Genomic DNA, 26,011 nt, shown 5'->3' with positions numbered 1-26,011 from the left:
TTTTCGCCTCTGCTTCATCGTACGTATCTATGATCCTATACATAGGTACTAAATCAAGCCAGAACGAATATACAAACAACGCACGCGTAAAAAGAGCGGAAATAGCGACTTCCCACCAAAAGTCACAAGGTTTTGATTTCATTCATGAAGAAACCCCGAATAGCCCCGCTGTCGCGCAACTGTTCGGGGGTAATTAGGGTCTGAACCCAATCAATAATCAGAAGATTTCAAACACCTGGCCGGTCTGAAGTCCTTCAACAGACTTGGCATACCCCAGTGCCGCACGGGCGGCTGGGACCGGATCATGCCCACGGAAATAAGGAGCATAACCTTCCATCGCCTCAAGGATCACACCCGGACTGACCGCGTTGATACGCTGGCCCGGCTTCATTTCAATTGCCGTGGCTTTGACAAAGGACTCGATTGCACCATTGACCATTGATGCCGAACTGCCATAGCGGATCGGATCACGGGACAAAATACCGGTGGTCAGGGTGAAAGATGCGGTCTCGGCAACATAATCCCGGCCAATCAGCACAAGATTGACCTGCCCGAATAATTTGTCATCAATCCCGATACGGTATTTTTCCTCGTCCATGTCGGCAAGGTCTCCGAAATGGACTTTGCCGGTTGTTGACACCACTGCATCAACCGCACCGACTTTTTCAAACATCGCACGGATCGATGCCGTGTCTTTGAGGTCAACTGTCACATCGCCGCTGTTGCGCGATGCACGAATAATATCATGGCGTGCGGACAGTTCGGTATCAACGCCTTTGCCGATGATCCCCGATGCCCCGATCAATAGTACCTTCATCATCTGTCTCCATATGTCGAATTTCCAATGAATGAAGGATTTCACAAAACAGTTCGGTCGATAATCTGGCAATTTTCGAACACATTGTTTAGTATATTAAACAATGAAAGATTATCTTAGCGAAATGCGCAGCTTTGCTGCGGTGATTGAACAGGGCAGCTTTACCGATGCCGCCCGTGCAACCGGCGTGTCCAAAGGGCTGATCAGTCAACATGTCAAACGGCTTGAGGATGTGCTGGGTGCACAATTGCTGTTTCGCTCCACCCGCAAACTCGAACTGACCGAAATCGGGGGGACTTTTCTGACCTATTGTCAGAACATCACCCAAAGTGCCGATGCCGCGTTTGAAGCGGTCGAAGCACTGCGCGGTGAACCGGTTGGCAGCGTGCGCATCACGGTGCCGGTATCGTTTGGCGAGATGTTCTTACAAGACATTATTGTCGAATTTCAAAAGATCCATCCCCGCATCCAGATCGAAATGGAACTGGAAAACACGTTCCGCGACTTGCAGGCGTCACACATTGATATCGCCCTTCGCGCCGGACTCACCAACGATCCCGATCAGGTTGCCATCCCGCTGGGCCAGCTATCCGAACTGGTCTGCGCCAGTCCGGCATATTGGCAACAACACACCAAACCGCAAACGCCCGATGATCTTTCGGATCATAATTGTCTGGTCAACTTTCAATATTATAAGGACCGGAAATGGGTGTTCTTTTCTCAAAGTGGTCCGCAGTCGATCACTGCACAGGGTAACTTGCGGTTAAACCACTATCCACTTATCCGAACTGCCACCGTGCAGGGGCTGGGTGTTGCCCGCCTGCCGCGCTATGTCGCGATGCCTGAAATCCACGCCGGGCGGCTTGAAACCGCTCTGGAGGACTATCGTTCCCCCTTGCGACCGATCTACCTTGTGTATGCTTATCAGGGCAACCTTCCGGTCAAGAACAGGCTGATGATTGATTTCATTCGAAACTGGTTTACCGAACGCCCTGACCTTCTGGAAACCAATGGGCCAAACAGCACCTAAAGGCCGTTTTGCTTAAACCTGATCGGTCATCGCGATAATATCTGACGGTTCAAGCCCATCTTCACGCATGGACCGCAGGGTTTTGGATTTATCCCGTTTGGCAAATCGTTTGCCATCCGGCCCGGTCAGAAGGCCATGGTGGTGATATTCCGGCACGTCATAGCCCAGAACTTCTTGCAGCAACCGATGCAGATGGCTGGCAAAGAACAGGTCCTCACCACGGGTAACAAGGCTGATGCCCTGCAAATGGTCATCGTGGGTCACCGACAAATGATAGCTGGTCGGAGTCTCTTTGCGGGCGAGGACAACATCGCCGAAAATTTCCGGTGTAGCAATCTGACGCCCCGCCGCACGGTCAAACCAGAACAGTTCCCGACCAACCCGGCCAACTGCTGCCGTCATATCCAAACGCAGGGCATAACTTTCACCTGCGGCGATACGGTCACGACGTTCTTTGGCAGAACAGGCGCGACAGGTTCCCGGATAGAGCGCCCCATCCGGTCCATGCGGGGCATTACCAATCTGGGCCACTTCCGCCTGAATGTCTTTACGCGTGCAGAAACACGGATACAGCAGTCCCATATCCGTCAGGCGATCAAGAACGTTTTGATAATCCGAAAAATGATCTGATTGCACACGAACGGGTTCTTCCCATTCAAGCCCCAGCCACGCGAGGTCCTGATAAATCGCATCAAGATATTCTGGCCGGCAACGGGTTTGATCGATGTCTTCAATCCGCAACAGGAACCGGCCATGTGGCCCGGACTGTTTGAACGAAAACAGTGCCGATGCCGCATGACCAAGGTGCAAATAGCCAGTTGGGCTTGGCGCAAATCGGGTAATTGCTGTCATAGCGTCAGCACCGTCCCCCAAGAAATTTACCAGCGGTCGCGATCACCTGCGGCACGGTCACGCGCCTGCCCGGTATCAGCCGGAACGTGGCGGATTGGACGTTTGGGCTGGCGCGCACCTTTTTCATCGAACAGATCGGAGAGTTCGCGCAGCATCGCGCCACCCAGTTCCTCGGGGTCGTTGATGGTCACGGCACGCTGGTAATAACGTGTGACATCATGGCCAATCCCGATCGCCATCAGTTCAACCGGTGACTTGGTTTCGATCCAGTCGATGACTTCGCGTAAATGTCGTTCAAGGTAATTGCCTGAATTGACCGACAGGGTGGAATCATCGACCGGCGCACCGTCGGAAATCACCATCATGATCCGGCGTTGTTCAGACCGGCCGAGCAAGCGTTCATGCGCCCACAGAAGCGCCTCGCCATCGATGTTTTCCTTAAGCAACCCTTCGCGCAGCATCAAGCCAAGGTTCTTGCGCGCACGACGCCACGGCGTATCGGCCGCCTTATAGATGATATGACGCAGATCATTGAGACGCCCCGGTTTTGGCGGCTTGTCCTGCTCGACCCAGCGTTCACGCGACTGCCCACCTTTCCACTGACGGGTGGTGAAACCGAGAATTTCGACCTTCACCCCGCAGCGCTCCAGCGTACGGGCAAGAATATCGGCAGAAAGGGCCGCAATCGTAATCGGACGACCGCGCATCGAGCCGGAATTATCAATCAGAAGCGTGACAACCGTATCGCGGAAATCGGTATCCTGTTCCTGCTTGAACGACAGGGATGTGGATGGAGTCGAGACAATCCGGGCCAGCTTGGCAGCGTCAAGAATGCCTTCTTCAAGATCAAAGTCCCAGCCACGGTTTTGCTGCGCCATCAGGCGGCGCTGCAACCGGTTGGCCAAACGTGACACCACGTTTTGCAAATTCGCCAGTTGCTTATCAAGCATGGCCCGCAGACGGGAAAGTTCCAGCCCTTCGCACAGCTCATCAGCCGTGACGATTTCATCGAACTCTCGCGTGAACGGCTCATACCCACGTTCAAGCGGCTCATTGCGACCATCGAACTCAGGTTGTTCACCCGGTCCGGCAGGCTGTTCTTCCTGCGACATGGCTTCAAGCTGTTGATCGTCGATATCTCCTTCGCCAGCTTCGGCGTCTTCGGTGCCAGCGTCCTGCTGATCATCACTGCCATCGGGTTCAGAATCGTCGTTCTGCCCCTGCTGGCCGCCCTGGCTTTCCAGATCCTCCTGATCAGGATCGTTTTCGCCACCTTGTTCCCCGTCATCCTCGCTATCCTGATCAGGCGGGGAATCATCGCCAAGGTCATCTTCAAGCGACAAATGATCGAGCAAACGGCGCATGCTGCGCGCAAAAGCGTCCTGATCATCAAGAACATCGCGCAGATCGCCAAGGTCGGCCCCTGCCTTGTCTTCGATATGCGACCGCCACAGATCAATCAGTGGCTGTGCTGATTCAGGGGCTTTTTCACCCGTAAATACCTCACGGGCCAGCATGCCGATGGCATCGGCAAACGGTGCATCTTCGCGTGCCGTCAGCCGGTGATATCCTTTGGCGTGACAATCCTGTTCGAAATGTTCATGCAGGTTTTTACGCACACCGGGAAAATACCGCGACCCAACCGCTTCGCAGCGCGCAGTTTCAAGTGCGTCGTACACAGCCTGTGCTTCGGCGGTTTCGGGCATACGCCGGGCGTGCAATGCCGCATCATGATGGCGCATTTTAAGCGCCCAGCCATCTGCAACACCGCGTAAATCAGCGACCTCGCCCTTTGGCAGGGCTTGCTTGGGCATTGGCAAGCGGACGTGTTCACCATATCCGCCAGGCCGACCACCTTTGACAAAGCCTACTTCCAGATCATTACGCCCGGCAAGCGCGCGAAACGTCGCCGCCGTGCCGCGCAAAAACCCGGAAAGAGCCTCATCATTTTTCATTGTCTCACCCGCCTTGGGAACCAACTCGCCGATCTGCTTTAATGCCATGGGATCGCTGCTTAACGAACCATCACATTAATGGCTTCTTCGGGCAGTTCTTCGCCAAAGCACCGTTGATAGTATTCAGCCAGGATCGGACGTTCGACTTCATCGCAACGGTTCAGGAACGTTACGCGGAAGGCATAAGATATATCACCGAAGATCTTGGTGTTTTCCGCAAGGGTGATCACAGTACGCGGGCTCATCACGGTTGAAATATCACCCGCAACAAACCCGTGCCGTGTCAGGTTGGCAAGCGCAACCATGGCTTCGATTTTCGAACGGCCTTCTGGTGTGTCAAAATCAGGCACCTTGGCGGCGATGATGTTGGTTTCATCTTCGACCGACAGATAGTTCAGGGTCGCAACAACCGACCAACGGTCCATCTGCGCCTGGTTGATCTGCTGGGTACCGTGGTAAAGGCCCGTGGTATCACCAAGGCCAACCGTGTTCGAGGTTGCGAACAGGCGGAAGTGTGAATGCGGATGGATGACCTTGTTCTGATCAAGCAGTGTCAATTTACCGTCAACTTCCAAAACACGCTGGATGACAAACATCACATCCGGGCGACCCGCATCATATTCATCAAACACCATCGCGACCGGGCGTTTAAGCGCCCACGGCAAGATGCCCTCGCGGAATTCGGTAACCTGTTTGCCATCCCGCAAAACAATTGCGTCCTTACCGATCAGGTCAATACGGCTGATATGGCTATCAAGGTTCACGCGTACACACGGCCAGTTCAAGCGTGCCGCCACCTGTTCGATATGGGTCGATTTACCCGTGCCGTGATACCCTTGGATCATCACACGGCGATTGTGGGCAAAGCCCGCCAAAATCGCCAATGTGGTATCGCGGTCAAACCGATAGGTCGGATCAATCGCCGGCACATGTTCGCTGCCCTGGCTAAAGGCAGGGACGTCCATATCGGCATCAATCCCGAACGTATCACGGACGGAAATGGTGGTATCAGGCGTATCCAGCGGATGTTCGGCTGCTGCACCTGTCGCTTCGTAACCTTGGCTCATAAGTACTCGCGCATTATCTTGGACCGACGCTGGTGGCGCGGTCGTTTCATTAAACTTGCTCATTAATAGCGGCTAAGTCGCATCACACAAAGGGAAGATGCGCAAAAAATCTCTATTACCGCAAAAGGATTAATCGATAAGCCATCCTACGGGCCGGTTCGACAATCGGATTTAACAAAAATCCACTCAGGATCAAAGTGAAACACGCGATTCAAGATCGCGGATATAGCTCATCAAGGACGAATAAGCCGCACTGATCATTTTAAACCGCTCCTCTGCCACTTTATCCCCGCCATTTGCGTCCGGGTGATACTTCTTTGACAGGGCCTTATACTTGGTTTTCAGCTCATCACGGGTGAACGGCCAGCCAAGATCAAGCGTCGCCATGGCCTGTTGTTGTTCGGATGGCATGCCAAGCGCCCCTGCACGGCGCTGAGCTTCTTCGCTTTTGCGTTTTTGCTCTGCGCGCGCCCGGTCATCGGCCCCGGGACCATGATGGGTTTGATCGCCGTCTTCGTTAAAAAAGCCGAACCCGTCCCGGAATTTGAAATTGAACGGCTTTTTGGACCCGCGAATGTGACCGAACTGCCAAGTGGGGCGCTGCCAGTGCGTATCACGGCGCATGTCACTTTCAATATCTTCGGCCTTCATGCCGGCATAGTAGTTCCAGGATTTGTTGTATTCGCGCACATGCTCGAGGCAGAACTGATAATACTCACTCAGCTTGCGATCTTTGGGCGCACGAAATTCCCCATGACCGTCACAGTCTGGCCAATCGCATTCGGGCAAGACCGGTTCGTCATGGTAAAGTGTTCTGCGCTTGTTGCGGTGTCCTCGGTTCATGTGCGTCTATATGTTCTGGATATCGCTGCTCGCAATATCATACGGTTCGATTAAATGCGATAAAAGGCTTGAAAAACTGCCGTCGCATGACAGAACGTCACCCTACGTTTCGTTTTTTGCAGTGATCTGCAAACATCCAATGGAAATAGAGGCTCTTATCATGCAGGTCGCCAATCAGATCCGTGACATCCTGACCAAAGAATTTACACCGGCCAAACTCGAAATCATCGACGATTCGTCGAAACATGCCGGTCATTCGGGTGCAGACCCGCGCGGCGAGTCCCATTTTTCAGTTCTGGTTGTCTCTGACAAATTTGATGGGGAAAACCGTGTCAGCCGTCAGCGACTTGTTTATAGCGCCCTTGACGAGCTTCTCAAGGACCGGGTCCATGCGCTCGCCCTGAAAACCATGACCTCGGCCGAGTACGAAGCAGTAGCGGCACAAAGAAACACATAAGGAGATTTCCACATTGTGAAATCAACCTAGACGATCCTCCCGTTTAAGCGCATTGCTTTAAGAACAAGCCACGCCTGCAACCATTGCAGGCGTGGCACAGATACCGGTCAATGGTATCTGTTTTAAACGGGAGGACTATGTAATGAACAAGCGCCTTATCGGGGCGACCATTGCCCTTGTCTTATCCGGTACCGCACATGCGCAAGCACCTGCGCCGGACAATCTCGAAAAACTATCCAACTTCCAATCAACCGGAACGACAGAATTCACCGTCATTGAACAGGGTGGCGACTATGCCGCCGGGATCAAAAAGACCCTTGAAGGCATCACATTGCCGCCCGGGTTCAAGATTGGTCTCTATGCCATTGTTCCCGACGCCCGCCATATTGCCGTTGGCCCACAAGGGGTTGTTGTCTTTGTTGGCACCCGCAAAGACAAGGTCTGGTCGGTCACCGACCGCAACAAGGACCGCGTTGCTGACGAGGTGAAGGATTTTGCCCCATCCCTTCGTTTTGCCATCCCGAACGGTCCATGTTTCTCACCTGACGGCATGCTGTATATCGCCGAGCAGAACCGCGTCCTGACGTTCCCGGCTGCGGAATTTTTCTATGAAAGCCCGGACGTCGCAGCATTTAATGTCGTAAAACAAGGCGATCTCATCCCGCCAGCAGAAGAAAGCTACAATCACACCGCACGTGTTTGCAAAATAGGTCCGGACGGGAAACTTTATATCTCGCTCGGTCAGCCGTTCAACGTGTCTCCACCTGAAAAACTTGATCTGTATCGCGACCACGGGATCGGCGGTATCATCCGCATCAATACCGATGGTACCGAGCGTGAAGTGTATACTTACGGGGTGCGCAACTCCGTTGGTCATGATTTTCACCCGCAAACCGGCGAATTGTGGTGGACCGATAATCAGGTCGATGGCATGGGCGATGAAATTCCGCCCGGCGAAATCAACCATCAAACTGCCGCTGGCCAGCACTTTGGCCATCCATGGTATGGCGGCGGCGATGTCCGTACCAATGAATATGCCGGACAGGACGTCCCCTATGACGTCGTGATGCCCGCGGTCGAAACCGTTGCCCATGCCGCCGACCTTGGCATGAGCTTCTATACGGGCAAGATGTTTCCGGCCAAATACAAGAACGCCATATTCTCGGCCCAGCACGGGTCATGGAACCGCACGACACCGGTCGGTGCGCGTGTGATGGTGACCTTTATTGATGCCGAAGGAAACGCCAGCATCGAACCCTTTGCCGAAGGCTGGATTGACGAGAATGACGAATATCTCGGCCGTCCGGTAGATGTCGCCCAACTGCGCGATGGTTCGATCATTGTCTCAGATGATCTTGCCGGTGCACTGTATCGCATCTGGTATGAGGGTAATTGATGCGTATTCTAATGATCGCACTCCTCGGCGGGCTTTTGCCCGCCGGGGTTCTATTCGCCCAAAACACCGACGTCCCCGCCCCTGACGCCACCGCCAACCAAATCACCGGTGACTTGAAGGATGGCCGTAAGGTTGCGGGCATGTGCCGAACCTGTCACGGGCTGGATGGCAAGGCCCGCATTCCGATTGCACCACATATTGGCGGGGAAACCGTTGACTATCTGATGGCGCAATTGCACGCGTTCAAAAGCGGCGAACGCGAACATGAAATGATGACTGTGGTTGCGCGCGGATTATCCGACGACCAAATCAGGGATGTCGCAACATGGTTCAATCATTTTGACGTTGTGACCACCTTACCTGCAGGCAAGACAGAAGACGACGCACCGGAGCTATGTGTTGGCTGTCATGGCGCAACCGGTATTTCGGATTTGCCCGATGCCCCCAATTTGGCCGGGGAAACCAACATTTACATCGAAACCCAGATCAAGGCATTCCGGACCGGTAAGCGCACACATGACGTCATGACCCCGATTGCCAAAGATCTGACAGACGCCGAAATGCAGCAGGCATCAGACTGGTATAGCCAGATCGACATCAAGATCACTGATCCGTCGGGGAAATAAATCACCGCCAACAGCGTAGACCGGGAAGTTTAGCTTTCGGGGCGCAATGCGGCGGACACATCCAAACCAACGGTGAGTGCCGCCATGACGTTGCCGGTATCCGGATCAATTACAGGAACGGTAATCTGCGACAGGAAAGAACGGGTCGAGCCATCAAAAAGGATGTCATCAATCTGGGCATGGCCGCGATTTAGGTTATCGGTCATTTGGAATTTCGTCTCGTCTGACTGATCAAAATCAGACGTCACCCGGTTCATGCCGATCACTTCGCCACGAAGATTGAAAACAAAGGCTTCCGCGACATGACCACCCGATGCCTGTTGGAATTTCCGCAAATATTGCGACAAATCGTTTTCCAAGATGTTGGACGCCGCAAGACTGATGTCACCGTTGCGGACTTTGGCGATCCATTCAACATCAAGCAGTTTACGGGTTTCTGTGTCGTAGGTTGCACCATCCAGTTCGGTGCGAATTTTTATGATCAGCTCCGATGCGCCCGCCAGTTTTTCTATTGATGGCAATTGATCGCGTTCAATCGCCGCCCTTTCCCATGGCTCCAGATTCATCGGAACGGTTTCACAAAATTCCAGATTGTCGTTGAGATCATTCAACATATTGGGGAATTTTTGCAGATACACTTTTGAAAAATAAACGACCAACGGTGCATAGCGTTCAAAGCGCAGTTCGAAATTTTCCGACCCTAAGCCAAGCTCAGTGCGGGCAGCTTCGAAACTTTGTTTATCAACCAGCGCATAATCCACATGGCCTGCCATCACTTGGGAAACCAATGACGAGAATGATGGCGCACGGTTAATATCAGCGTAGCCTTCTTCCAAAAGCCATTCGGCTTCATTCGATCCAAGGATGGCACCAACCGCAGACATATCCCCCGGTTTGTTACGCAGGCCAGAACGGGGCTCATCGGCCTCCGCCCGTTTGGAGATCCAGACCCACTTTTCCAGTGCCAGTGGATGGGACGGCACAGCATATTCGTCCATAAACGTGCTAAGGCGGGCAAGGAAAAAGCCATCGGCCCTGCCGCTTCTGACCATTTCACGGTTTCTCAGGCGCGGGGCAACCGCAAGCCCATATCCAATGCCAATCCGATCAAAGGCACAGTTAAGCACGGCAATGGAATAACCGCTTAGCATACCGTCCTGTAATTCCTGATACGGTGGTTGAAGGTTGGTTTGCAGGATCAAAAACGTATCCATGCCGTCGCCAGTCGTCTGGCCGACTTCTACGACAGGCAAGGCAAGTTCTTGTGCCGATGCTAGCGAGGCGTTACCAACACCAGCTACCCCGCAGCCCAACAACACCGTCAGCATCCCGCGCACGAACATATCGCGCAAACCTGTATCGCTAGGCAACATGGGTTCTTTTCTGCATCGCGAAGACATCATTGGTCGCCTGATAAACGCTGTGGTTGTGACCTTAATGATATTGGAAATCTGCAAGGGACTTGCAAGACAATGCCGGTTTTGTTTTCAGAGCTCCCGCAGGTTGTCGTCATCTTCGTCGATGGGTTCATCACCGGTATAGAAACTTGGTGCTATACGCTTAACCGCAGCACCATCACTACGCCAGCCATGACAGGTATTAATCAGCGGCATTTTTCGTTTCTTTGGCGTGGCATCACTGGCGGGATCGGGACCTTCACCCGCCGCCAGTTCCGCCAGACGTTTTTCCTCGGCCTCACGCGAAAGGATCGGAAAGATTGTCTGAAAGGCCGTGGTCGCCACGGGCCCCATCAATTCGGTCAGATGCGTGCATCCGTGAATGCCGCCAACCCGGTCTCTGATCTGCTTTCTAAGACCCGGACCAAGTTTCAGCCCAACCAGATTTTCATATGCCGGTGTAATCGCATCACATGCATTGAACGGCGCATAATCAGTGACGGCTTCGACCGTACGAATGACAAGATCATCACCAACTGTCACCCGCAGCCACATTTCATGAACCGGCACACCGGGCGGGATTTCGCCGCGGTCGTTGTTGGCAAATCCGTATGTTTTGGTATCGGTGATATGGCCTTCGATATCCCACAAACCATCTGTGCGGCGAAAACCCTGACAGGTCACAGTACGGGTGTGAATATGCTCGCGGGCGGCGGGGCTGGATAATGGCATAGAATTATCTCTCCTTTACGTAAACGTAAAGTCCTTCACCCATGTGATGTCAAGTAGCAAAGTCCTGATATGCCCAATCATTCTACGCCATGAAGGGACCCATGCCCCGTCATTGCGAAAGAATGGAGATAAAAAATTGAGTTAAATAAGCGTGTTAAGGCGTCTATGCCACGCCGTAATCCGACCCAAAGATGAACTTTTCGCGTTCGCGAACGTCTTCTTCGAGCTGGGCTTTCACCACGTTAAACAGATCACGGATCGAAACCATGCCAATCACCACATCCCCGTCGACAACCGGCAGGTGGCGATAACGACGTGCGCTCATAAGTTCTAGCGCATTCATCGCGGTATCATTTGGCGCCAACGTATCGGGATTTGCCGTCATGACTTTCGAAAGTGGTGTGGTGGCAGGATCTTCACCTTTTGCAACAACACGGTTCACAAGGTCGCGTTCGGTGAAAATACCGGCGAGCTTTGCCGTGTTATCGACAATGATAACCGCGCCGATTTTTCGTTCCGACATCATGTTGACGGCATCCATCACGGAATCGGCTGGGTTAAGGGTCGCGATGGATTGTTCCTTGACCACGCCTGGTACGATTTTCGTATCCATGCTTCTCTCTCTGCGGATTGCTGTTGCCACATGTCCAAACCCGATCAGATCATCTGGTGCTGCGCGATGAAACGCAGTGGACCTTATTTTAAAATGGTCCTGCGATCTTTTGGGTCAAGAGCTCAAACCTGATTTTAACCCATAAGTCGAAAAACTTAAAACTGTTTACGCCAAAATGGGAAATCAAAGCACGGCAACACCACCGGCAGAGAACGACCGCCTATTCGCGGTCGTCGGTGGTAAGGTCGGTCACTTCACGCATGCGGATTCGGGTGACCTGATTGCGAATTCGGCGCAGGACTTCGAATTCAAATCCGTGGAAACGGAACTGCTGACCAACATCGGGAATGCGCCGGGTTTCGTAAAGCAACAATCCTGCGACCGTTGCAGCCTCTTCGTCGGGCAGACGCCATGCGAAACGACGATTGAGGTCCCGAATGGTCACGTCACCGCGCACAATGACCGATCCGTCGGTTTGCGGCTGTACACCAATCACTTCAACATCGGTCTCATCGGCGATATCACCCACGATTTCCTCAAGGATATCTTCGAGTGAAACCACACCTTCAAACGCACCGTATTCATCGACAACAATTGCGAAATGCTCGTGACGTTCCTTAAACGCCTTGAGCTGATCGGCAAGGGTCGTTGAATTGGGGATGAACCACGCCTCGGAACTCAGTTCACGGACTTCTTTTGCCGTAGCCGGTTTGGCGCCGCGCACGACCGCCTTTAACACTTCACGGGCATGCAGAACGCCAACGATGTTATCGGGGTCTTCCTCATAAATCGGGATACGGGTGTGCGGACTGGCCAGAACCGTATCAAGGATTTCGTCCATAGGGCGGGTAATGTCGATCATCTGCACCTTGCGGCGATGCACCATGATTTCCCATACGCCAACGTCTTCAAGATCAAGCACACCATGCAACATCGTGCGTTCAGCATGATGGTCACCGACAACAACGTCATCGGCGTGCAGTTCAATCGCACCGCGCAATTCGCGTTCGCTGTCCATGCCCGGGCCTTCGCCGCTGCCAAACAGCCGCAAGGTTGCCTGAACAATCACCTGAATGCTTTGCGTGATGGGTGCAAAAACAACCACCAGAATGCTCATCGGGCGGGCCACACGCAGCGCCATGGTATCGGCATGCTGAAGCGCATAGGTTTTTGGCAGAATTTCCGAAAATACCAGAACAAGTGCGGTCATGGCGATGGTGGCGTAAACAACACCGTTTTCACCAAACAGTTCAATCATCACCGAAGTCGCAAGGGCAGAGGCCAGAATGTTGACCATATTGTTGCCCAGCAAAATCGCCCCAAGCAAACGTTCCTGATACTGGCGCAGCCTGTTAACCGTCGCGGCTCTGAGGTCGCCATCCTGTTCCTTGTGGTGCATGACCGGACGCGACGCTGCCGTAAGCGCGGTTTCCGAGCCAGAGAAAAATGCCGACAACATCAGCAGGAAAAAAATCACGACAATCGTGATTGTCATTCAGGGCCGTCTCCAAAGAGTGATCGCAACCGGACAACTTTGTCCGTAAATCACTTGTAAGGTCAATTGTCGCTACGTCAACGACTTCACAAGTCCGGCCGCTAAAAACGACCAGACATAAACAATCAGATTAATATGGATCGCACGATGCTCAGCCGCGACATGACCGGGTAATGGCCGCGCGCATTTTATCCACATCCATCGCCTTGGACGTAAACGCCTTGCCAATACCACGTGTCATGACAAACGTGATCTCGCCGTCGCGGACCTTTTTGTCACGCGACATATGACTGATGACCTTGTCGATATCCCAGTGCATGCCCGAAACTTCCGATGCCCATACCGGCAAACCGACCGATTTCAAATGCGCGACAATGCGGTCTTTTTCACCTGCGGGTGCCATACCCATGGCACCACACACGTCATGGGCAATCACCATGCCCATGGCAACCGCTTCGCCGTGCAGAAGTTTCTGCCCATAACCCGTTTCGGCTTCAAACGCATGACCGAATGTATGACCAAGGTTAAGCAAGGCGCGTTTGCCGCCTTCGCGTTCGTCTTCAGACACGATGCGGGCCTTTGCCGCACAGCTTTTAATCACAGCCTGACGGCGCTCAGGCCCGTCGGTATCGATAACCGCCTGCCCGTTTTCTTCAAGCCACGCAAAGAAGTCCGGATCATCAATCAGGCCGTATTTGGCAACCTCGGCATAGCCAGCGCGCATTTCACGTGGCGACAATGTGTCGAGAACGGCGGTATCGGCCAGAACAAGACGTGGTTGATGGAACGCACCGACAAGGTTCTTGCCCGATTTGGAATTAATACCGGTTTTCCCGCCGACCGAACTATCGACCTGCGACAAAAGCGTCGTTGGGATTTGTACGAAATCAAGCCCGCGCAGCAATGACGCCGCCACATATCCGGCCAGATCGCCAACAACCCCACCGCCCAATGCCATGATCACGGTCGACCGTTCAATTCCCATCGCCAGTATCTGTTCGACGACATCTGCGAACGTGGCAAAACTTTTGGACTTTTCACCCGACGGCACGACAACTTCGCGGTGCGCGATGTTTGCACCATCAAGGGACACCAGAACCGTGGGCAGATGTTTGTCGGCAACAACCGTATCACTGATGACGACAACCCCGGCTTTACGCACGAAGGGGGCGATGTATTTGGCGGTATCGGCCAAAAGGTTGCTACCCACAAGGATGTCATAGCTGCGCGCGCCAAGTTCAACGCGAAGAGTGTCGTGATTGCTCACTGTGTTAGCTTCCTGTTCTGATCAAATTGCCGTCATCGTCAAAGGACTTGGCCATCAGTTCAAGAACTGCGTCACAGGTTTCTTCTTTGGACGATTCATCACAATCAAAGATGATGTCGGCCCCGGCATAAATCGGGTAACGGGTCTCAATGAAATCTGCGAGAATCTTACGCGGATTGCCCCGGTTCAACAACGGACGATGTGTCCGTCCACTTGTCCGTTGCAACAGCAATTCAAGATCGGCACGCAGCCACACTGATACAGATTTTTCGAGAATGAGTTTTCGAGTGCGTTCACGAATAAAAGCCCCGCCGCCAGTGGCCAGCACAAGCTGTTCACCTTCGAGCAAGCGGGCAATCACACGCTCTTCGCCGTCGCGAAATGCTTCTTCGCCATACAGCTTGAAGATATCAGCAATCGAGCAGCCAGCGGCCTCTTCTATTTCGCGGTCGGCATCGACAAAATCCAGGTTCAGTTCCTTGGCGACCATACGGCCAATACAGCTTTTTCCTGCACCCATAAGGCCAATAAAAACCAAAGGGTAACCCTTAAGTCCCCGGCGGATTTTGGCAATCACGTCTTCGTGCAAACCCGACTCGGCAATGTTGCTCTCCATGTTCGGTTTGCAGTCCTGTAGTTCATCCGGTTTCAACAAAATTTACCTAATTCTTTAGGCCAGCTTAGCCTCGAACGCAAGCGAACCGCACGCTCTTTACGACAATTTACCGCGTAAAATTGTTCTCGCACGTTATATGCCGCGATTATGAATGCGGATCAGACAATTGTTCCTTGCGACTTTGCTGTTAACGCTCTGTGAGGAACCGACACCTATACTGCCTTGAAGTTGCCGAAATAGAATGTCATCCAGCCCGTTGAACATAAACCTGTATCACGGCACGGATGAGGCAAAGCCAAACAGTCTCAAGCGGGATCTTGCCCGATTGGGTATATCGCTGTTTGCGTATCTTGCATCTTTCTGCTTCGTCAGCATACTGGTAGACGCGTCATTCGCACAAACGCATCGAAGTCTGGATAAAAATGAAGATCTTATCGCGTATTATTCTGTTGCTGGTCCTTGCTGTAATCGTCGGCGGCGCCGTTTTCCTGGTCACCTGGGATATTCCGGCCCCAACCAGCCAAATCGAAGAAACCATCCCGAATTCGAGGTTCAATTAAGATGACATTGCGTTCCCGCCTGTTACTGCAGACCTGTTTGCTGGCAATGATGACGGGAACCGGACTTGCGCCGGGAACCGCCAATGCCCAGAATTCAGGACCTGTGCCCTTGTTTTTAAAACAGGAAGCACAGCAAGACGCAGTAACTCAACCCGGGAACGACATGCCTGCCAACAATGGCACAACCGGGTCAAACCCCGGTGGATTTGGGTCGGGTTCAACGTCTGTTAACAGTTTCCCGTCTGATCCAAATGCGGTTCAGTCCGTGACCCTTCAGGCTATTGATGCCGAAGCAGTCGGCACCCTTGATCCGTCCCAGGGCGGTCTTGGTGTTGATATGTGGAACGGTACGACACGTAAATCAGCTGCCAAGCTGGTTTCGGAACTTCCCGCCACCCCGGCCACACATACCGCACGTGATTTACAACAACGGCTGTTACTGTCGGTGGCCGCCCTACCGCAAGACACGCCCAAGGTCAGCCTGCTTGAGGCACGCGTTGCCAAACTGATCAACATGGGTGCGCTTGACGGCGCAATTGATCTGGTCCGCGCAACCCCGCAAGGATCGCGTGGCGCCATGCTGGCACAGGCCGAAGTCAACGCGCTTCTGATTGCAGGGCGCATCGATGACGCCTGCGCCACGATCGAAAGCTACAGTGCCAGTTACGATGAAATGTTCTGGCTAAAAGCAGCCGCCATGTGCGCGCTTCATGCCAATGATCCGACGTCTGCTGCATTTTCGGTTCAACCTTGTCCGTGAAATGGACGGCGAAAGCGACGCAACATTCTTTGGCCTGGTCGCGGCCATTCGCAGTGGAACCGCGGTTGATGCAGATCTTCTGACTGATTTACGCCCGATTGATATCGCGCTTTTATCTATCGCCAAGCAATCCATCCCGGAAAGTCAGCTTGAAACCGGAAATGCGGTGCCCATCATTGGCCTCACCAACGCGGTTGCAACCCCGACCGATGTACGCCTTGAAGCCGCCCGCAAGGCCGAAAATCTTGGCCTGATTAGTGCCCAACAGCTTGGCGATATATACAGCGCGGTTAATTTCGATCCGGCCGATCTTGAAAATGCCCTAGATGATGCCGCCGAAGGCGTTCAGGCGCGTCAGTACGCCAAACTTTATCAGGCTGCCGCAAAAAGCGATGTGCCTGCCGTACGTGCAGAAATACTTGCAGCCCTTTTTGAAACCGCCCAGATCGAAGGCGATTTCCTTCAGGCCGCGCGGCTTTGTGCGCCACTGGTGGAAGAAATTCCGATAAATGGTGATTTCTCTTGGTTTGCAATCACGGCCCTTAAGACATCCATCGCGGTTAACAGCATCGAACGTGCGGCAAGCTGGTTGCAGGTTGCCAAGTCTTCGGCAAATCCCGGCAATGACATTTCGTCACGCCTGAGCCTGCTTTACCCTGTTCTCGCGATATCGGGTCTCGAAGACACCGGCGCACCAAAACCAAACGATGATGCCGTTCAAGTCAATCAGGACGTCATGAATGGTGCGACCACCAACCAGCCACGTTTTGGTCTGGGGGGGGCGGTGACACCCGCACCGACACAACCATCGCGAACGGTCGATCTGCAGGCCCTAACCGATCATCGGTCCCGTATGACCGAATGGCAGGAAATACAAGCAGCCCGTTCCGATCAGGCTGCGGCAAGACGCAATGCCGAACTGGTTTTCAACCTGTATGACGGATTTGGCATCGAGGTTCCGGAAGGTGCGTGGAACAGCTTGCTGATTGCACCTTATGCCGAAGAACGCACAACCATCAGCAGTGCGGTCAATCATTACCTGCGCGCTGGCGCAACCGGCAATCAAAAGGCAAAAACCGTCGCAATGGCCATTCAGGCACAACAGATTGCAGCCATGCCAAATGCCGATCCAAAGGCACTTGCCGATACGGTTGCCGCCCTGACCATGGTTGGCCTTCAAGCAGATGCACAGCACTTGGCCGTTGAGCTTCTTCTGGCGTCTGATCGGTAACGGCACGTGCAATGACAAAGGCACCTGCAAGCGCGTTGATTTCGGCCTTTCTTGAAATGATGGCGGCTGAACGCGGGGCCAGTCCACATACGCTTGATGCCTATCGCCGCGATCTTGACGATTATGTTGGATCGTTAAAGGCAGGAAAATCTGATCCTGTGGCGGCGCGTGATGGTGATATGCGGCGCTATATGGCCGAACTCGGTGCGGCCGGGCTTGCACCGCGCACACAGGCACGGCGACTTTCAGCCGTTCGGCAATTTCACAAGTTCCTGTATTCCGACGGGTATCGCAACGAAGACCCATCGGCCAATATCGACAGCCCCCGGCAAGGCCAGACCTTGCCAAAGTTCCTGACGATCGATGAAATTGATCGCCTGATTACGGCAGCATCCAATCATTCCGGGATTAAGGGCAAACGTCTTTTAGCGATGGTCGAATTGATGTACGCCACGGGCATGCGGGTTTCCGAACTGGTCGAACTGCCCTATGCGGCGGCGGCACGCGATCCCCAAATGTTGATTGTCCATGGTAAGGGCGACAAGGAACGTCTGGTGCCGTTATCCGATCCAGCCCGTGATGCCCTGCGCGACTACATTGCAGTGCGCGATGCTTTTATTCCAGCAGACAAATCCGACGGCCATGCCAATCGCGCCGGGCAATCCTCATACCTTTTCCCGTCACGGGGAAAAACCGGACATCTGACCCGGCAAATGTTCCTAAACATGATCAAGGATCTGGCGGTTGATGCGGGTGTGGCACCGTCACGGGTATCTCCGCACGTTTTGCGTCATTCCTTTGCCAGCCACCTTTTGGCCAACGGGGCGGATTTGCGCAGTTTGCAAAAAATGCTCGGCCACTCGGATATTTCAACCACGCAAATTTATACTCATGTTCTCGAGTCACGGTTGCACGGTCTGGTGCAGGAACATCATCCACTGGCACATATGACCAAAACCGAGTAACGCACGCAGCCCCGCAAGATTTGTCTACTCCGTCCGTATAGGGAAACGACGATCATTTTACGAAAAAATGCACGTTTTCTGCGGTTGTCATATATTAGTAGCCGTACTGTCATCAAGTTGTTGCCAAACCTGAGCTAGAGCAAATCAAACAAAAACTGTCTTGATCCTATTCACTAGGGAACGAAAAACATTTTGGCAAATCGGGGAACTGCATTGGCTCATAATGCAGACAACGCAGTGACAACCAACAGACCCACCGCCCAGCCTATGGTGCTTAGAAATTGGCAACAGGTTGTCGACAAAGTTGACTTTGCCTTCCAGCCGATTGTCAGCCCGCACACCGGGCATGTTTTTGGCTATGAAGCGTTGCTAAGGTGTTGGGATAGTGCCGGGTTCGCATCCATTCAGGCTCTGTTTGATACGGCTTGGGAAACCGGCAATCTGCACAGCGTTGATATGATGCTGCGTGAAAAGGCGATTAAAAAGTTTGCCCGCCTCCCCGGTGCCACGCGCCTGAAACTGTTTTATAATTTTGATAATCGCGTCATTAAGACCGAAGATTACCAACCCGGACAAACCGCAAAATTGCTGTCGGATGCCGGGCTTGAGCGCGACACGATCTTTCTGGAAATTTCTGAACGCCACGACATCAGCAACGCCCAATATCTTCAGGACATTTTGGTCCGCTATCGCAGTCAGGGCTTTAAAATTGCCATCGACGATTACGGCAGTGGCTTTGCCCAGTTGCGCGCGATCTATGAGTGCGAGCCTGATATCATCAAGATTGACAGGTTCTTTATCGACGGCATCGACCGCGACCGTCGCAAGGAACTGTTTGTCACGCAAATCAATGCATTTGCCCATATGATTGCCGCACAAGTCGTCGCCGAAGGTGTCGAAACACGCGAAGAATTCCTATGTTGTCGCCGACTTGGCTGCGACCTTGTGCAGGGCTTTTTCCTTGCCCACCCGTCAATAGAATTGCCCGAACAAACAGACACCATCAAGATCGCGGCTGACCTTGCCGCCGACAACCGTCGGCAAACTGAACGTGACGACGATGTTGTTCGGTCTTACCTTCTCGATACACCGGCCCTGCCAAGCGACATTAACCCGGTTGATATCCTGACCTATTTTCAACACAACCCGGATATTTCGCTGGTGCCGGTGGTTAATCAGAATGGCGAACCACTTGGCGTGGTGCGTGATTCTGAATTTAAATCTTTCATTTACACCCCGTTTGGGCGCGAGTTGCTGCAAAATCCGGCCAACCGCACCAATATCAAACGGTTTTTGCGCCGCTGTCCGGTTGCCGATATCCGAACCAGCCTGTCGGAACTGCTTGAGACCTTTGTGAACACCAACGCAATTGACGGCGTCATCCTCACCGAGAACGGTCGATACCTTGGCGTGCTTGACCAAAGTGCGCTTTTGCATGCGGTAAATGAACGCAACACATTGAATGCACGTGATGAAAACCCGCTCACGCGCCTTCCAGGCAATAGTGCGATTTATCGTTATGCGGCAAATGCACTGTCGAACACGCGCAAACGTCGCTTTGCTGTCTATTTTGATTTCGACAATTTCAAACCATTCAATGACCGCTATGGGTTCCGTCAGGGCGACCGGGCGATCCTGTTATTCAAGGATATCCTTGGCAAGGTGCTAAGCCAGAATGACTGGTTTGTCGGTCATATTGGCGGCGATGATTTCTTTGCCTATGTTCAATCAGTCGATTTCGAAGAAGCCGTCGCCGCGGTTAAACGCGTTCAATCCATGTTCGATGAGCAGATCAAAAGCTTCTATGACGCCGAAACACGCGAAGCTGGCTATCTGACCGGTAAGGGACGTGACGGAATTGAAGCGCGGTTTGACCTGATGAGTGTCAGTGCGGCAATGGTGCGCATCCCCCCGGAACGCAGCGACATTACCCTTGATCATATTTCAATCGCGGCCGCCAAACTCAAAGCGACGGCAAAAAGCAGCCCCACGCGGTTCGCCAGTGCCTGTTATGAAATGCCCGGCACGAGCGATGAAATTGCGCATATCCCCGCCTAAAGCAGTTCGGGTTTATCGGTGTTTGGTCAGTTTTCATTGAATATCGCGCGAAATCGAAGACGCCTATACGGCTTTGAAAACAGTAAAATAATGCTTTTATTTATCTACGCTGCGTTTAATATCCCGTCAAAATAACACCACCTTAAACGAGCATTTCACGTCGATGGTCAGCGTTTCTTCTTCATCCGACCTGCAACAAGTCATTCCGGTTCGTCCAACGCGGCCAATCGCACCGCGTCAGCAACCCCAGCAGGATCAGCAACAGCAAGACCAGATTGTCGATAAGAACAATCAGGCTACCGTTACATCGGACGAAGAAATTGAACGCGCAGTGCGCGCCTTTGAACAGGACCGCAATCAAAAGCAACAGTTTGTCAGCAATGACGCACGTGACATCGTTCTTGAAAACGATATCGAACAATTTGGCGCCACCGGATATGATCCGTCCGGCACAGCGAATGCTGGTGCAAGCCCATCAAGTGGCCGTGGTCAGTATATCGATATCTACGCCTGATTTTCAGGCAGTGCCACCCGGCTGCACTGCTGAATACTGCAAAGATCAGTCGATCAGACCAACCGCCTTTTGCCAGTCATTCCAATCCCAGATCAAATCAGCCAAACGGTCATAGCCGGTCTTATCAGGATGATAGCCATCGCCACGGCGCAATGCGCGCTGCCAGGTTTCATCGGTCAACGTCGTGCCAAGCAGATCAAGATAGGGCACATTAAATCCACGTGCGGTTTCCAGATAAATCTGGTTAAGCCCTTCAAGCCGTTCATTGATTTCCTGACTTGATTTACCACCATCAATCACCGCCTGCGGCCCAATCCAAAGCGTCGGCGCCAGTTTACTAGCTTCACCAATGATCTCGGCAGCATTGCCCGCCGATTTGGCCGGTGATACCCGCATCGTGGTTTCCTCACCCCGGTCTTCGGCATGATTGGCATCATTAACGCCAAAACTGAACAACAAGACCGACGGAAATTCGGCCACCATGCGCAGTTCGGCTTCAAACTTCCAACGTGCTTTCAGGCCCTCGGTCGTTTCAGCGCGAATGCCAAGATTATAAATGGTGGTTTCGCGTTTTGCCTCGCCCAGCAAACGGCGGCCCAATCGCATCGGCCAGCCGCCTTTTTCCCCATCACGCACACCATTGACCAAACTGTCACCAAAACAGCAAATGCGATGTCCAGTAGTAGCTTTGCTCATTATGCTTCCTGTTCGTCCGTCATAGGGTGACTGGCAAGGTATTTGATCAATTCTGCGCTGTCGGGTTCACAGCCACGATCCAGCCAATATTCTTCGGCCTGCTTTAACAGCATGCCAATTTTCGGACCCGCCGGGGCAAGCTTGGCGGCCAGAATATCGCGACCTTGAATTGGCAGGTGTACTGGCTGCCAATCAGCGGCGGCTGCAATAAGGTTTTGCCAGCCTTTGTTTTCGTCTTGGGTACACCGCGGCGGGACAGAAGCACGCATGCTCCATGCCAAAAGAACCGCATCCCGAAAACGATCCGCCCCGATCCGATACAAATCACGCCGAACGGTATCGGCATCAAGGTCGGATTCAATCAGCGGCGCATGCGAAATCATCGCACTGAACCGATCTGTTTCGGTGTTTGATAACCGTAAGGACCGGGCGAATTCTTCGGCGATGTTAGCGCTAACATCGTTGTCATCTGTGGGCTTAAACAGTGCTGCCAAACGTCGAAGCGGATCGGGTTGAATGGCTGGGTCGGCCAATGCGGTACTATCAAGCCATTGCATGATGCGCAGGGTCGCCGTCTGGGCCAGTTGCGGCAAGATCACGGGTAAAATATCAAATCCGATCATCTCGCCAACCGTGCCCGCCGGGCTTTTGGCCAGCAGAAGCTTTAACATTTCATCGCGGATGCGTTCAGGCGAAATATCAAGCAATCCACGCGCGCCCTTGCGGCAGGCTTCGGCACCAACCGGGTCAATCGGGGGGCGGCCAAACCACGCCTGAAACCGGAAAAACCGCAAAATGCGCAGAAAATCTTCGGCGATGCGATTTTCCGCTGTGCCAATGAACCTGACACGCCCATCGCCCAGATCGGTTTGACCATCAAACGGGTCATAAAGAGTACCGTCCAGATCGCAATAAATCGCGTTGAATGTAAAGTCGCGCCGTTTGGCGTCTTCAAACCAGTTGTCGGTAAAGGTAACTTCGGCATGACGACCATCGCTTAAGACATCAACCCGCAACGTGGTAATTTCATACGCACCGGCATCGGTGATTGCAGTCACTGTACCATGCTTGATCCCGGTCGGGATTACCCGGATGCCCATCTTTTCAAGTGCGGATGTGGTTTGATCAGGACCAAGATCACAGGCGATATCAACATCATGCAAATCACGTCCAAGCAACGCATCGCGCACAACACCGCCAACAAAACGGGCACGCCCGCCGTGTTGTTCGATGGCGTCAAACACGCGTGCCGTATCTTCCGCGACCATAATGTCATAGGGCCGCAATCTGCCTGTTGCTTCCAATCCTGTCATCGCACAGTCTTGATGTCCGTCGGTTATTTAGGGTCAGGACCTAAGTTCAAATGTCGTGGGGTGTTATTTCTTGGGTTCGAAATAGCCCGGTTCGACAACACCGTCACGCAATGAAGGCGCATGATAAATGGAATCAGGCGGCGCACCAGTCCCAAGTGCCGTGTAAATAAGGATTGCTGCGGTTAACGCAACACCCGCACCAAACAGCAACAGCCACGGACCTTTGCTCCAGGGTGGCACGATATCGTGGCCTTCGCGGATGGCTTTGGCACGTGCCAGCTTCAACCAGATGCCATAGATGACAAACGGCAGTATCAGGGGCAGGCCAATCTGAATGATTTGTCTTAGCATTACGCTTTATCCCTGAACGTCATTTATATGTGCATCTCGGTGCGCGATGCTCGCAGGACTTCGCTGAAATTAACCAGCATCCCGGCGGTCGCCCCCCAGATATAATATTCCCGGTACGGGATGGCAAAATATCGCCGTCGTGTGCCTTCAAAGGTCACGGTTTGCAGTTTCTGGTTGCCCGGATTGAGGATAAATTCCAACGGGACTTCAAATACTTCGGCCACCTCGTGATCATCTGGTACCAGATCAAACGGCGGTGTCACAAGCCCGATCACCGGGGTCACCTGATAGCCCGTCACGGTATAATAATCATCAATGCGACCAATCAGTTCAATATGGCCCCGATTAAGACCAATTTCTTCCTCGGTTTCGCGCAAGGCCGTTTCTTCGATGGTGACGTCGAATTCTTCCTGCCTGCCGCCGGGAAAGCTGATTTGTCCGGCATGATCACTTAAATGATCCGTCCGACGGGTTAAAATGACATGTAATCCATTGGACCGTTTGACAAGTGGAACAAGAACCGCCGCCGGGCGGGCAATCAAATCCCCGTCAGCAAAGGCGCGCGCGCGTGATTTTGATCCGGGATAATCGACAGCGTGATCACCACGGCGCTGTACGGCATCACCGCGCGGGGCATTCAGTGCGGCAATGATTTCAGCTGGCGTCATTAAACGGTCTCCATACGGCCAATCTCAAAAAACTGTCCGTGACTATATACACCTATACTCGTCATCCCGGTGTCAGGTTCAATGATTTCCTCAGCCAATTCGACAAGTTGATAAAATACCGCCCGGTTCAGGCGCGCCTCAAGCCCGCGTTCAAGCGCGATATAAGGCGATGGTTCATCGGTTTCAGGATCATGTTCAACCCGCAACGCATGATCGCCGTCCAGTTCGACCCATTGATCAATATTGGTGCGGAATCGAAGGATCTGATCATGGCCAGTGCCCTTGTTTTCCATCTCAACGGCTATGAATGCAACGTCTTCAACGTCAATACGCGCCATTTCCGCAGGGGTCACAAGCCAATGACCGCCTTCTTCATCACGTTGCAGAACAGAAGAAAAAAGTTTCACTAACTCAATTCGGCCAATGGGCCCACCTTGATAGAACCATGTGCCATCCCGACCTATAGACATAGGGATATCGCCGCAAATCTGCGGATGCCGTCCGGTGTCGGGCTTTTGCCCGCGCAGGCGCGACCAAAGTTTTTCGGCGAGATCGGTGGTTTTTTCGTTATTGCTCATGCTGTACAGTTAACTCCGGAACCAAATGTTTTCCCGTAGTGATTATGTGAATTCTTTTGCGTTCCCTAATCTGGCCCGCGATTGCACTGCAACAGAGGAAGCAAAGTCTCCCGCCATGACAAACGCGCCACGTTTCCCCGAAGAGATGGGGTTTTCCCAAGATAGCAGTCTTGAACGCGACGCCGCGCGTTTGGACGAATGTGTCGGTCGACTGGCCGAAGCCCGCAAAATGGTTTCATCCATTATATTTGGGCAGAATGAGGCAGTAGAGCAAACACTTATCGGTATTTTATCTGGCGGCCACGTCTTGATGGTTGGTGCGCCGGGGCTTGGGAAATCGTTACTCGCCCATACATTGGGCAAAGTACTGGGCCTTTTGGACAAGCGCATTCAGTTCACCCCTGACCTGATGCCTGCAGATATCCTTGGCTCCGAAGTCCTTGAAGAAGGCACGGATGGCAAACGCGCCTTTCGCTTTATCAAGGGGCCGGTGTTTTGCCAGCTTCTTCTGGCTGATGAAATAAACCGTGCCAGCCCACGAACCCAGTCGGCCCTGCTTCAAGCCATGCAGGAACACGAAGTATCGGTGGCGGGGTATAGTCACAAACTTCCTGAACCGTTCCATGTTCTGGCAACCCAGAACCCACTGGAACAGGAAGGCACTTATCCGTTACCAGAAGCACAGCTTGACCGGTTTTTGCTTGAAGTGCGTCTGGCCTATCCCAATGCAGATGAAGAACGCAAAATCGTCACCGAAACCACCGGGCGCTATCCCACCCGGCCAAGACAGGTTCTTCAAGCCGATGACCTGGCCGAGGCACAGGATTTTGTCCGCCGCCTGCCGATGCCCGACCGCGTGCTTGATATCATCATTGCATTGTGCCGAGAATGCCGTCCGGAAAGCACATCAATGGTCGATATCCGCGATAATGTTGCATGGGGTCCGGGCACACGTGCCGCCCAATCGCTGTCACTAGCCTGCCGGGCACGGGCGATGCTGCATGGCCGGTTTGCGCCATCGCTTGAAGATGTCTCTGAACTGGCGGTTCCCATTCTGCGCCACCGGTTTGGCCTGACCTATGGTGCGCGTGCCGAAGGATATACTGCAAAAAGCCTGATCACAGATGCCCTCGCCCACCTTCAGGAGAGCTAAG

General features: G+C 53.1%; 26 protein-coding genes. 10 read left to right on the top strand and 16 right to left on the bottom strand.

Translation table 11 applies throughout. From position 1 onward, the window contains the following. Positions 1-217: 217 nt before the first annotated feature. Positions 218-820, bottom strand: coding sequence for a short chain dehydrogenase (locus AC0VXT_RS02335; protein ID WP_475547339.1), 603 nt, complete (start codon positions 818-820; stop codon positions 218-220). Between the two features lie 100 nt (positions 821-920). Between AC0VXT_RS02335 and AC0VXT_RS02330 the strand changes: the two genes are divergently transcribed. Beyond that, positions 921-1,847: a LysR family transcriptional regulator gene (locus AC0VXT_RS02330; RefSeq protein ID WP_475547338.1), complete on the top strand. Its 927-nt coding sequence runs from the start codon at positions 921-923 to the stop codon at positions 1,845-1,847. Positions 1,848-1,859: 12 nt separating this feature from the next. Here AC0VXT_RS02330 and gluQRS read toward each other — a convergent pair whose 3' ends face one another. The 4 genes from gluQRS to AC0VXT_RS02310 all read right to left on the bottom strand — a co-directional run bounded on the left by gluQRS (position 1,860) and on the right by AC0VXT_RS02310 (position 6,564). After that, positions 1,860-2,699, bottom strand: coding sequence for a tRNA glutamyl-Q(34) synthetase GluQRS (gene gluQRS / locus AC0VXT_RS02325; RefSeq protein ID WP_475547337.1), 840 nt, complete (start codon positions 2,697-2,699; stop codon positions 1,860-1,862). 26 nt (positions 2,700-2,725) lie between these two features. Next, a complete protein-coding gene (gene cobT / locus AC0VXT_RS02320) occupies positions 2,726-4,654 on the bottom strand; it encodes a cobaltochelatase subunit CobT (RefSeq protein WP_475548557.1) in 1,929 nt (642 codons plus the stop codon). Positions 4,655-4,713: 59 nt separating this feature from the next. Next, entirely contained in the window at positions 4,714-5,721 is a 1,008-nt protein-coding gene (gene cobS, locus AC0VXT_RS02315; protein ID WP_475547336.1) for a cobaltochelatase subunit CobS, read from the bottom strand. Positions 5,722-5,913: 192 nt separating this feature from the next. Beyond that, the gene (locus tag AC0VXT_RS02310) at positions 5,914-6,564 is read right to left on the bottom strand and encodes a J domain-containing protein (RefSeq protein WP_022731561.1); all 651 of its coding nucleotides are present in this window, start codon (positions 6,562-6,564) and stop codon (positions 5,914-5,916) included. A gap of 160 nt (positions 6,565-6,724) precedes the next feature. Here AC0VXT_RS02310 and AC0VXT_RS02305 point away from each other — a divergent pair, with 160 nt between their 5' ends. The 3 genes from AC0VXT_RS02305 (at position 6,725) to AC0VXT_RS02295 (ending at position 9,043) form a co-directional block, all read left to right on the top strand. Beyond that, a complete protein-coding gene (locus AC0VXT_RS02305; RefSeq protein ID WP_475547335.1) occupies positions 6,725-7,021 on the top strand; it encodes a BolA family protein in 297 nt (98 codons plus the stop codon). A gap of 142 nt (positions 7,022-7,163) precedes the next feature. Continuing rightward, positions 7,164-8,417, top strand: a complete 1,254-nt coding sequence (locus tag AC0VXT_RS02300) for a PQQ-dependent sugar dehydrogenase (protein WP_475547334.1) — start codon at positions 7,164-7,166, stop codon at positions 8,415-8,417. Continuing rightward, on the top strand, positions 8,417-9,043 hold the full coding sequence (locus tag AC0VXT_RS02295; protein ID WP_475547333.1) for a c-type cytochrome: 627 nt from the start codon (positions 8,417-8,419) through the stop codon (positions 9,041-9,043). The genes AC0VXT_RS02300 and AC0VXT_RS02295 overlap by 1 nt, the downstream gene beginning before the upstream one ends. A 29-nt stretch (positions 9,044-9,072) precedes the next feature. Here AC0VXT_RS02295 and AC0VXT_RS02290 read toward each other — a convergent pair whose 3' ends face one another. The 6 genes from AC0VXT_RS02290 to AC0VXT_RS02265 all read right to left on the bottom strand — a co-directional run bounded on the left by AC0VXT_RS02290 (position 9,073) and on the right by AC0VXT_RS02265 (position 15,163). Beyond that, positions 9,073-10,416: a hypothetical protein gene (locus tag AC0VXT_RS02290; protein WP_475547332.1), complete on the bottom strand. Its 1,344-nt coding sequence runs from the start codon at positions 10,414-10,416 to the stop codon at positions 9,073-9,075. A gap of 114 nt (positions 10,417-10,530) precedes the next feature. Further along, positions 10,531-11,172, bottom strand: coding sequence for a DUF2889 domain-containing protein (locus AC0VXT_RS02285; RefSeq protein WP_475547331.1), 642 nt, complete (start codon positions 11,170-11,172; stop codon positions 10,531-10,533). 163 nt (positions 11,173-11,335) lie between these two features. Beyond that, positions 11,336-11,785, bottom strand: a complete 450-nt coding sequence (locus tag AC0VXT_RS02280) for a CBS domain-containing protein (protein WP_475547330.1) — start codon at positions 11,783-11,785, stop codon at positions 11,336-11,338. A gap of 220 nt (positions 11,786-12,005) precedes the next feature. Then, the gene (locus tag AC0VXT_RS02275) at positions 12,006-13,280 is read right to left on the bottom strand and encodes an HlyC/CorC family transporter (RefSeq protein ID WP_475547329.1); all 1,275 of its coding nucleotides are present in this window, start codon (positions 13,278-13,280) and stop codon (positions 12,006-12,008) included. A 151-nt stretch (positions 13,281-13,431) separates the two neighbouring features. Further along, positions 13,432-14,547 carry a 3-dehydroquinate synthase gene (gene aroB / locus AC0VXT_RS02270; RefSeq protein WP_475547328.1) on the bottom strand — a complete coding sequence of 372 codons (1,116 nt, stop codon included), beginning with the start codon at positions 14,545-14,547 and terminating at the stop codon, positions 13,432-13,434. A gap of 4 nt (positions 14,548-14,551) precedes the next feature. Next, positions 14,552-15,163: a shikimate kinase gene (locus tag AC0VXT_RS02265; protein ID WP_101302973.1), complete on the bottom strand. Its 612-nt coding sequence runs from the start codon at positions 15,161-15,163 to the stop codon at positions 14,552-14,554. A gap of 561 nt (positions 15,164-15,724) precedes the next feature. On the opposite strand from AC0VXT_RS02265, the gene AC0VXT_RS02260 reads away from it, so the two are divergent. The 5 genes from AC0VXT_RS02260 to AC0VXT_RS02240 all read left to right on the top strand — a co-directional run bounded on the left by AC0VXT_RS02260 (position 15,725) and on the right by AC0VXT_RS02240 (position 21,251). After that, entirely contained in the window at positions 15,725-16,483 is a 759-nt protein-coding gene (locus AC0VXT_RS02260; RefSeq protein ID WP_475547327.1) for a hypothetical protein, read from the top strand. Next, positions 16,440-17,714 carry a hypothetical protein gene (locus AC0VXT_RS02255; RefSeq protein ID WP_475547326.1) on the top strand — a complete coding sequence of 425 codons (1,275 nt, stop codon included), beginning with the start codon at positions 16,440-16,442 and terminating at the stop codon, positions 17,712-17,714. The genes AC0VXT_RS02260 and AC0VXT_RS02255 overlap by 44 nt, the downstream gene beginning before the upstream one ends. Before the next feature lie 11 nt (positions 17,715-17,725). Further along, positions 17,726-18,679 carry a site-specific tyrosine recombinase XerD gene (locus AC0VXT_RS02250; protein WP_475547325.1) on the top strand — a complete coding sequence of 318 codons (954 nt, stop codon included), beginning with the start codon at positions 17,726-17,728 and terminating at the stop codon, positions 18,677-18,679. A 237-nt stretch (positions 18,680-18,916) separates the two neighbouring features. Continuing rightward, complete coding sequence (locus tag AC0VXT_RS02245; protein ID WP_475547324.1) at positions 18,917-20,737, top strand: EAL domain-containing protein; 1,821 nt, start codon at positions 18,917-18,919, stop codon at positions 20,735-20,737. A 163-nt stretch (positions 20,738-20,900) separates the two neighbouring features. Next, complete coding sequence (locus AC0VXT_RS02240; RefSeq protein WP_475547323.1) at positions 20,901-21,251, top strand: hypothetical protein; 351 nt, start codon at positions 20,901-20,903, stop codon at positions 21,249-21,251. A 45-nt stretch (positions 21,252-21,296) separates the two neighbouring features. Here AC0VXT_RS02240 and AC0VXT_RS02235 read toward each other — a convergent pair whose 3' ends face one another. The 5 genes from AC0VXT_RS02235 to AC0VXT_RS02215 form a co-directional block, all read right to left on the bottom strand. Then, positions 21,297-21,947 carry a GDSL-type esterase/lipase family protein gene (locus tag AC0VXT_RS02235; protein ID WP_475547322.1) on the bottom strand — a complete coding sequence of 217 codons (651 nt, stop codon included), beginning with the start codon at positions 21,945-21,947 and terminating at the stop codon, positions 21,297-21,299. Then, a complete protein-coding gene (locus AC0VXT_RS02230) occupies positions 21,947-23,260 on the bottom strand; it encodes a CCA tRNA nucleotidyltransferase (protein WP_475547321.1) in 1,314 nt (437 codons plus the stop codon). Before AC0VXT_RS02230 ends, AC0VXT_RS02235 begins: the two co-directional genes overlap by 1 nt. Before the next feature lie 63 nt (positions 23,261-23,323). Continuing rightward, positions 23,324-23,611 carry a hypothetical protein gene (locus AC0VXT_RS02225; protein ID WP_475547320.1) on the bottom strand — a complete coding sequence of 96 codons (288 nt, stop codon included), beginning with the start codon at positions 23,609-23,611 and terminating at the stop codon, positions 23,324-23,326. Positions 23,612-23,634: 23 nt separating this feature from the next. Next, on the bottom strand, positions 23,635-24,279 hold the full coding sequence (locus AC0VXT_RS02220; RefSeq protein WP_475547319.1) for a CoA pyrophosphatase: 645 nt from the start codon (positions 24,277-24,279) through the stop codon (positions 23,635-23,637). Next, on the bottom strand, positions 24,279-24,857 hold the full coding sequence (locus tag AC0VXT_RS02215) for a DUF1285 domain-containing protein (protein ID WP_101303021.1): 579 nt from the start codon (positions 24,855-24,857) through the stop codon (positions 24,279-24,281). Before AC0VXT_RS02215 ends, AC0VXT_RS02220 begins: the two co-directional genes overlap by 1 nt. A gap of 115 nt (positions 24,858-24,972) precedes the next feature. Between AC0VXT_RS02215 and AC0VXT_RS02210 the strand changes: the two genes are divergently transcribed. Continuing rightward, a complete protein-coding gene (locus AC0VXT_RS02210) occupies positions 24,973-26,010 on the top strand; it encodes an AAA family ATPase (protein ID WP_101303023.1) in 1,038 nt (345 codons plus the stop codon). Position 26,011 lies beyond the last annotated feature (1 nt).

The sequence above is a fragment of the Thalassospira sp. Z349TD_5 genome, from assembly GCF_056173045.1.
This window is presented reverse-complemented; position numbering and strand designations above follow the sequence as displayed.